The 3,420-nt window shown below is 48.7% G+C and carries 2 protein-coding genes; both read left to right on the top strand.

Annotated features, from left to right (window positions below):
- The first annotated feature begins 281 nt into the window (after nt 1-281).
- Entirely contained in the window at nt 282-1,559 is a 1,278-nt protein-coding gene (locus ASH01S_RS17330; protein WP_067929687.1) for a nucleotide sugar dehydrogenase, read from the top strand.
- Between the two features lie 17 nt (nt 1,560-1,576).
- Nucleotides 1,577-2,593, top strand: a complete 1,017-nt coding sequence (locus tag ASH01S_RS17325) for an NAD-dependent epimerase/dehydratase family protein (RefSeq protein WP_067929686.1) — start codon at nt 1,577-1,579, stop codon at nt 2,591-2,593.
- Nucleotides 2,594-3,420: the final 827 nt, after the last annotated feature.

The raw sequence follows: 3,420 nt of genomic DNA, 5'->3' as shown, positions 1-3,420 counted from the left end.
TAAGTCCCTTATCTCTCTCTTAAAGGCCATCCCATCTGTCTTGACAAAGTCGAATACGATAACGCGGACCCCTCGCTATGTAAGACCATCCCCGACGAAAAATTTGAGCGTATGCCACCAACGCAGCAACACGATGACGTAGGCGATACAGCCTGCTCACTTCGTTTTCCTGACCTGTCATTGAGAGTCTGCCTATTTCATGGAGCCGTAGGTGTTCGTCCACAATCGATCGAGGGGTTATCCCATAAGATGTGGCGTCATCGACAGAGAGGTGTAAAATTATGCAGGACATTTCAGCAACGACCCAAGGCGTTCACATCTGCGTGGTGGGTATGGGATATGTGGGATTACCTTTGGCCAGATTACTGGTTGAAAGTGGATATCAGGTCACTGGGATTGATATCGATGAAAAGAAAATCAGGCAACTGCTATCCGGGGTCAGCTATCTGAGTGATCTTTCGGATGACGACATTCACGCCCTTTTTCAATCTGGTCGATTTTCATGCGACACCTCATTCCAGCCCGTCGCTCATTCAAGTGCAATTATCATTTGTGTTCCCACACCTCTGACTGAGGAAGGACAGCCGGATCTGTCCTATGTCACTGCCGCATCCGCTTCAATTGCCATGTTCTTACAGGCGTCTCAATTAGTCGTATTGGAAAGTTCCACCTTCCCGGGTACAACCGAGGACTATGTGATACCAATCTTAGAGGGAAGCGGTCTGACGGCAGGGAGCGATTTTTTTGTCGCATATTCTCCGGAACGCATTAACCCTGGCGACAGCTTTGACATTCGTAAGATCCCCAAGGTTGTAGGAGGCATGGACTCGGAATCGACACGGTTGGCAGTGGAGATTTACGAGAAGGTTTTTGAACGGGTGGTTGTTGTTTCCTCTGTTCGAGTGGCTGAGCTGACCAAATTGTTGGAGAATACACAGCGATTTATTAACATTTCGCTCATGAATGAACTGGCAATGATCTGTGATAAGTGGAAAATTAATCTATGGGAGGTTATTGACGCTGCAAGTACAAAGCCATATGGCTTCACACCCTATTTTCCGGGTCCCGGTGTTGGCGGACACTGCATACCTGTAGATCCATTGTATTTACAATGGGTTGTGGAGAAATATGGGTATAGCTTGGAGTTTATCAAGTTGGCGCACCGGATAAACGAAGAAATGCCGGAATACGTAATGGAGCGAATCATGCGATTGAGTCCATCCAGTCGCCCAAGATTGCTGCTTGTTGGATTGACCTACAAGCCAGATGTGAATGATTTGCGCGAATCCCCGGCGCTACGCATCCTGAGAGAATTACGGGCGAATGGGCTTGATGTCATGTATCACGATCCGTTCGTAAAAGAAATTTCGATTGGAATGGATAGTTTGAAATCTGTAGATATCACTCCAGAGGTCCTGCGAGAAATGGATGTGGTGGCCATTTTGACTAACCATTCGAATGTGGACTACGAGATGATCATGCAGCATGCGCGAGCCGTGTTGGACACGAGAAATGTATTCGGGACGGCCCACCATCGACCGAATATTGAATCTTTATGACAGGAAGAGGTGACGGCATGAAGTTTCTCGTTACTGGAGGAGCGGGTTTTGTAGGTTCACATCTGGTAGATAAATTGTTGCAATTGGGGCATGAAGTAACGACTCTTGATGATTTGTCAAACGGCAAATACAACTATATACAGTCTGCCATGAAACATCCGAACCATGATTTTGTCTGCGGAACCATCATGGATGCGGATTTGATTGATCAACTGGTGAGTAACCATGACGGAGTCTTCCATTTAGCCGCTGTGCTCGGTGTGAAAAACTGCGTCGAGAGCCCGCGCAAGACCATTGAGAACAATGTATTGGGCACAAGAAACATCCTTGAGTCCTGTTTTCACAGGAATAAACGAGTTGTCTTCGCATCGACCTCAGAGGTGTATGGAAAAAATTCAAAAGTTCCCTTTCGAGAAGATTCGGATCGCGTATTGGGTGCAACCATGATACATCGTTGGAGTTACGCCACGGCGAAGGCGCTTGATGAACATTTGTGCTTGGCATATACAAAAGAAGGCCTGCAGTCGGTAATATTAAGATACTTCAATATCTACGGTCCAAGATCGGAAGGCACTCCTTACGCAGGTGTCATTCCCATCTTCATTCGCGCGGCATTGGAGAACAGACCTTTGACTGTCTATGGAGATGGACGACAAACTCGGTGTTTTACGTATGTGGATGACTGTGTCGCATGCACCATTGCGGCGATGGAATCCGGCACAAACGGAATGGTGTTTAACGTCGGAACCACTGACGAAATCTCTATTATGGACTTGGCTCATCGCATCAAGCGGATGACGGGGAGCGCTTCGGAGATCGTTCTAATTCCGTACAAGGAAGCCTACGGAGAGGGATATGAAGACATGCAGCGCCGTTTGCCCGATCTTTCACGAACAACAGAGGTCTTAAAGTATACCAACATGACGCCGCTGGATGAGGGATTGCGTAAAACGATTCGGTGGCATCTCGAGGAAATGGGGTTACATGACGAGGGCGACAGTCCAATCTTCGGCGCGAAACAACATGCAACATGAGTGATTGATTGTTATATTCATGAATTTCAAGAACAATAAGTACTTAGTTCCTGTTGAATGGTAAGATTGAGTCCTGGGACAGTGTTGAAGGAGCGGGTGGCACCAACAACGTGCACGGTGTTTCCCGGTAACCATCTTCCAAGCAGGCCACCAGTTCGTCCACTGTCTTAAACATACAACACCGCCTGCCCAAGGACATTCTTGGGCAGTGTGCGGCTATTCTGCACTTCCAATCAGGATAAAAACGTGTCTAAGACTGGTCTTCTGTGTGTCAGACGATCTGTGTACCTCTCTCCTCAGGCGGGGCATCCTTGAATTTCTTCTCCTGGGGGAACCGTCGGTTGCCATATTCTAGACTTTCTTTGCATCTTGCAGTGACCGGCTGCTTTTGTTCACTTGCCGGTAGGTAAGGACTTGAGCGCCTCGCAAAGTTTTCGCCTCGCATGCGCCCGGAGCGCCCGCTCAGCTTCACATTCGGCGCGTCGTTGTACCTCGCGTATCCATCCACGTGCGGGTACTCTCCAATGCCGGTTAGGAACCGCCGCAGATGTTCGGATTACCGCCGCTGTTCACGGCTCTCACGGCCTTTTGCTCTGCTTTGTAATGGTCACGAGAGCCGGTGTCTCGGCCCCCGGTTACGCCTCCGCCTTTGTTAGACAGCCCTGCTGGTGGGGGTTCAGAATCCGGCTTAGACACAGTCGGATCATGATGAAGCGGGAGATTTTTCCCGGAACACAACCGAATCATTTGCCTATTCCGTCTGGGATTGGTGAACATAACATACTGGAGATGAAGGGATGCCGCAGAGGCGATATCATAAAGCCAAG

Origin of the sequence: Alicyclobacillus shizuokensis NBRC 103103 (assembly GCF_001552255.1) — a bacterium.
GTDB classification, from domain to species: Bacteria; Bacillota; Bacilli; order Alicyclobacillales; family Alicyclobacillaceae; genus Alicyclobacillus_G; species Alicyclobacillus_G shizuokensis.
Note: the sequence above shows the minus strand (reverse complement) of the source record. Positions and strands in the feature narration are given on the sequence as shown.

Excerpts from the sequence above, each read along its gene's own strand:
- ASH01S_RS17330 (WP_067929687.1), top strand. The coding sequence starts at position 282 with ATGCAGGACATTTCAGCAACGACCCAAGGCGTTCACATCTGCGTGGTG.
- ASH01S_RS17325 (WP_067929686.1), top strand. The coding sequence starts at position 1,577 with ATGAAGTTTCTCGTTACTGGAGGAGCGGGTTTTGTAGGTTCACATCTG.